The organism is Mesorhizobium sp. M1E.F.Ca.ET.063.01.1.1, assembly GCF_003998155.1.
Classification (GTDB): Bacteria; Pseudomonadota; Alphaproteobacteria; order Rhizobiales; family Rhizobiaceae; genus Mesorhizobium.
In genome coordinates this window covers 1-4,160 of sequence record NZ_RZSC01000546.1, presented here as the reverse complement: position 1 = coordinate 4,160, position 4,160 = coordinate 1, and the positions used below count along the sequence as shown (strand labels likewise).

Below are 4,160 nucleotides of genomic sequence, written 5' to 3'. Positions count from 1 at the left end.
TGGAAAAGATAGCCGAGGTGCTAAAGACTTTTCAGTTTCGCCACATCAAAGGCTCCTCGCTGATTGTCAAGGAACCGATCGGCGTCGTCGGCCTGATCACGCCGTGGAACTGGCCGCTCAACCAGATCACCTGCAAGGTCGGCCCGGCTTTAGCCGCCGGCTGCACCATGGTGCTGAAACCGTCGGAGATCGCGCCGCTCGACGCCATCATCTTCGCCGAGATCATCGACGAGGCCGGGGTGCCGAAGGGCGTCTTCAACCTCGTCACTGGCGACGGCCCGACCGTCGGCCAGGCTCTGGCCAGCCATCCGGATGTCGACATGATGTCCTTCACCGGCTCGACCCGCGCTGGCATCCTGGTCGCCAAGGCCGCCGCCGATACGGTCAAGCGCGTGCATCAGGAACTCGGCGGCAAGTCGGCCAACATCCTGTTTCCCGATGTCGATCTGCAAAGAGCCGTCACCAAGGGCGTCGCCGGCTGCTTCGGCAACAGCGGCCAGTCCTGCAACGCGCCGACGCGGATGTTCGTGCCGCGCGAGCGTCACGACGAAGCGGCCGGCTACGCCAAGACGGCGGCGGAGAAATTCACTGTCGGTCCGGCCGATGCGCCGGGAACAAAGCTCGGCCCGGTGGTCAGCCAGCTCCAGTTCGACAAGATCCAAGGGTTGATCCAGAGCGGCATCGACGAAGGCGCAACCCTGGTCACCGGTGGCCCCGGCCGTCCGGCCGAGCTCAACCGCGGCTATTATGTCCGCCCGACAGTTTTCGCCAACGTCACGCACGACATGCGCATCGCGAAGGAAGAGATCTTCGGACCGGTGCTGTCGATCATGCCTTACGACACGGTCGAGCAGGCGATCGAGCAGGCCAACGACACCGTCTTCGGTCTTGCCTCCTACATCCAGGCCAAGGACATCGAGAAGGCGCGCCAGGCCGCTGCCCGCATGCGCTCCGGCATTGTCTACATCAACTACCCGACCTGGGACGCCGGCCTGCCCTTCGGCGGCTACAAGCAGTCCGGCAACGGCCGCGAATATGCCGAATACGGGCTCGAGGATTTCCTGGAGATCAAGGGTATCGCGGGGTATCAGGCTGCGGAGTAGGATTCGCATTATTCGCAATAGCGGTAGGCGTCTCTACTGGCGAATGCGAGGGCGCGGACTTGGCCGCGGCCTTGCTGTTTGAAACCATTGTGAGTGCCTCACAATATCAAGCCATCGGCAGTGAGGAAGACACTGCCTGAACACCAGTTCTTGGTGGCTGGTGCGTTCCAATTCTCTGTGCCAAATCTTATGGAGCGGAGGGATTGGATTGAACCACCGACACACTACTCGGAACGCAGTTGTTCCACCACAGAGCTACCTTCGCTCGCGGCGAGGATGGTCAATTCAAATGGGACGACAGGCGCTGGCCAGCGTCATCGTCCTGATTGCGCTTGGCACTCAAGCCTTGGCTGGGGATAGCGAAGATTGCGGCGGCGCATCTGCGGGCTCACTGCGGATCGCCGCCTGTACGCGGATCATCGAGGACGGTACACAAAGCCCAGGCAGTCGCACTACCGCTTATCGCAATCGGGCTAACACCTGGATGGACAGTGGCGATAATGACCGGGCCATGGCGGACTATGACAACGCCATTGCCCTCGATCCGAACGACGCCGACGCCTATAACGACCGCGGACTGATATGGCTCGACAAAGGCGAGAACAACAGCGCCATCAATGACTTCGATCGCGCCATCGAGCTTGATCCGGGAAAAGCGTCAGCCTACTACAACAGAGGCCTCGCTTGGGCTCACAAGAGCGACAACGCCCGCGCCATTGTCGACTACAGCCGCGCCATCGAGCTCAATCCGACATATATGCAGGCCTATAACAACCGCGGTTTCGTCCTCAACCGGAGGGGCCAGTTCGACCGCGCCATCGCGGATTTCGATAAGGCGATCAGCCTCGATCCCAAACATCCGTTCGCTTACAACAATAGGGCCATTTCCTGGGGCGCGAAGGGTGATGCAGAACGCGCTATGGCCGACTACAGCCAAGCGATCACGCTCAATCCAACCTATGTCAACCCATATGGAAGCAGGGGAATCTACTACTTCTACGATGGCGACGTGGCCAAGGCGCAAGCCGATTTCGCTGCGGCGGCGGAACTCGCGCCACACAATGCCTATTTCGCGATCTGGGCGGATCTGGCTGAGCGGCATGGCGGCGGCATCGGCCATTTACGGCAGGCGACCAACAAGCTGGACATGACAAGCTGGCCGGCACCACTGGTTCGTATGTTCTTGGGCGAGCAGACGCCCGAAGCAGTATTGGCCTCGGCAGATGACTCCCCGCCGGGCACGAAACGCGGAAATTTGTGCGACGCAAATCTCTATATCGCGGAGTTCCACTGGCTCAAGGGGCGCACCGACAAAGCCTTGCCATACTACCAGCGTGCCGCGAATGACTGCCCGCACGATTTCATCGAATACGTCGCGGCAGGCAAGCGCCTTCACGCTTTGGGCGTTTCGCCATAAGCTTCTGCTGCACCGCGCCGCGCCTCACCTCCCGAAAGTGGTCAGCCAGCGACCAGTCGGCTCGTCCCCGCCTTTACTCGTGCCTTGCTTCGATGATCCCGACCATTGCCCGCGTAAACTCGACCATGCTGTTGGCCGTGATGGCCGCGTTGTCGGGCGACTGGCCGATATGCTCGGCCGCTCCGCAGCAGGAGCGGCGGATGCTGTCGTAATGCGTGACTCTCTCATCGTCCGGCAGGTCTGCCAACTTCAAGGCCCGGCGGTGAAGCATGCGCAATAGCTGCGCCAGCGCTGTTTCGACACTCATGCGTTTTGCTCCGCATCGGTCGAACGTTTCGGCACATAAGTGCCGGATCGTCGATCAGGGGGCGGTTCTCGTCCCCGGTACGGAAAGGCTGCGCCATAGCCGTTAATATATCGTTGATTGCTAATATGTCTGGCGAATCCTCCAGCCAGGCTCGCCGGTGCCGTTGGGAGGTGGAAGCAAACCAAAGCAGAGCGCGTGCAACCAGCTCGACGGCGACTTATTGAGCGCCATGAATAGTGTCGCCGACATTTCAAAATCTAACGATTGGCAAAATGCACCAGTAAGAATGCTTGGTAAGAGTTGATTCAACCCTTGCTGGTAGCGTAAACAGGTGGCGGCTCCGACTAGGGGTAGGGTGCCTGGGCGCCGGAGCCGCCTGCGCGGCCAATGGGCAGTGGACCCGCGCTGTCCCAGAATAGGACAGCGCGGTCTACGATTCGTTAATCTGTCGATCGAAACCCCGTGGCGGCAAAGCCGGCGGATGCGGCATTCGCCGCCATCGGGATCGGCTGCAACCTTTCGCAGCACATCCACAGCGTCGGCGGGCGAAGATGCCCGGCAGCTCACCCTGTCGCGCTATCGGCAATCCACTCGGCCAGGCTCTTCGCAAAACTGCGCGGCACGACAAGGTCGCAGGCGGTCTCGGCTGTGCGGAGCAGAAGCACCGGCACGTGATGCAAGGCCGTGTGCCACGCGCGACCGGGAGCCGAAGCCGGCGACGACCAGTCGACGGCGACGCATCTGGAGAGAATTTCCGGAAGACGCGGCCCCTGCATCCTGAGACACACCCGGCCTTCGCCGAGCAAAAACGAACAGCCAAGTTCGGGATCGATGGTCAGGAACGGCGATTTTGCGCCGGCCTCCGAAATCAACCAGAAGCGGCGCGGGGCAACCCGGACGATCAGGACATCCGCATGGCGTACAGTCTCGCCGACCGTCGCGGGCAGGGGCGCGCCCAATGCCTGCGAGGCGCTTGCCTCAAATCGTGCCAGCGTCCCATCCCAGCCTTCGATCTGAACGATCGGGCAATCGGCCGCCGACAGGTTGAAGTCCTTCAACAGGTTGAAATCCTGCAACGACAGAGGTTCAACCATGCAGTCGCTCTCCCTTGGGATCGAGGAACACGGGCGACCCGATGCGGGCGCGAACGGTCTCGGCCCGCATCGGATAGGCGGCGACGATCTCGCTTCCCTCCGTCGCGGCATCGCCGGCGAGCAGCGCCAGCCCGACATAGCGGCCGAGCTCCGGACTGAAGGTGACGGAGGTGACCCGGCCGCGCCCATGGCCGGCGACGGCATCGCCTGGCAGGAACAATATCGCCCCGCCACGCAGC

The 4,160-nt window shown here is 61.7% G+C and carries 5 protein-coding genes; 2 read left to right on the top strand and 3 right to left on the bottom strand.

What is annotated here, in order from left to right; translation table 11 throughout:
- On the top strand, window positions 1-1,103 hold a 1,103-nt coding region (locus EOA29_RS27595; protein WP_145969827.1), incomplete at its 5' end, for an aldehyde dehydrogenase family protein.
- A gap of 289 nt (window positions 1,104-1,392) precedes the next feature.
- On the top strand, window positions 1,393-2,520 hold the full coding sequence (locus tag EOA29_RS27585) for a tetratricopeptide repeat protein (RefSeq protein WP_126094295.1): 1,128 nt from the start codon (window positions 1,393-1,395) through the stop codon (window positions 2,518-2,520).
- Window positions 2,521-2,593: 73 nt separating this feature from the next.
- On the opposite strand, the gene EOA29_RS27580 is transcribed toward EOA29_RS27585, so the two are convergent.
- From EOA29_RS27580 to EOA29_RS27570, 3 genes are all read right to left on the bottom strand, one after another.
- Window positions 2,594-2,827 (bottom strand): hypothetical protein, encoded by a 234-nt coding sequence (locus EOA29_RS27580; protein WP_126094294.1) that lies wholly within the window; start codon window positions 2,825-2,827, stop codon window positions 2,594-2,596.
- Between the two features lie 563 nt (window positions 2,828-3,390).
- Window positions 3,391-3,921 (bottom strand): sarcosine oxidase subunit gamma, encoded by a 531-nt coding sequence (locus EOA29_RS27575; protein ID WP_126094293.1) that lies wholly within the window; start codon window positions 3,919-3,921, stop codon window positions 3,391-3,393.
- The coding region (locus EOA29_RS27570; protein WP_189479006.1) for a glycine cleavage T C-terminal barrel domain-containing protein at window positions 3,914-4,160 on the bottom strand (247 nt) is incomplete at its 5' end. The genes EOA29_RS27570 and EOA29_RS27575, both read right to left, overlap by 8 nt.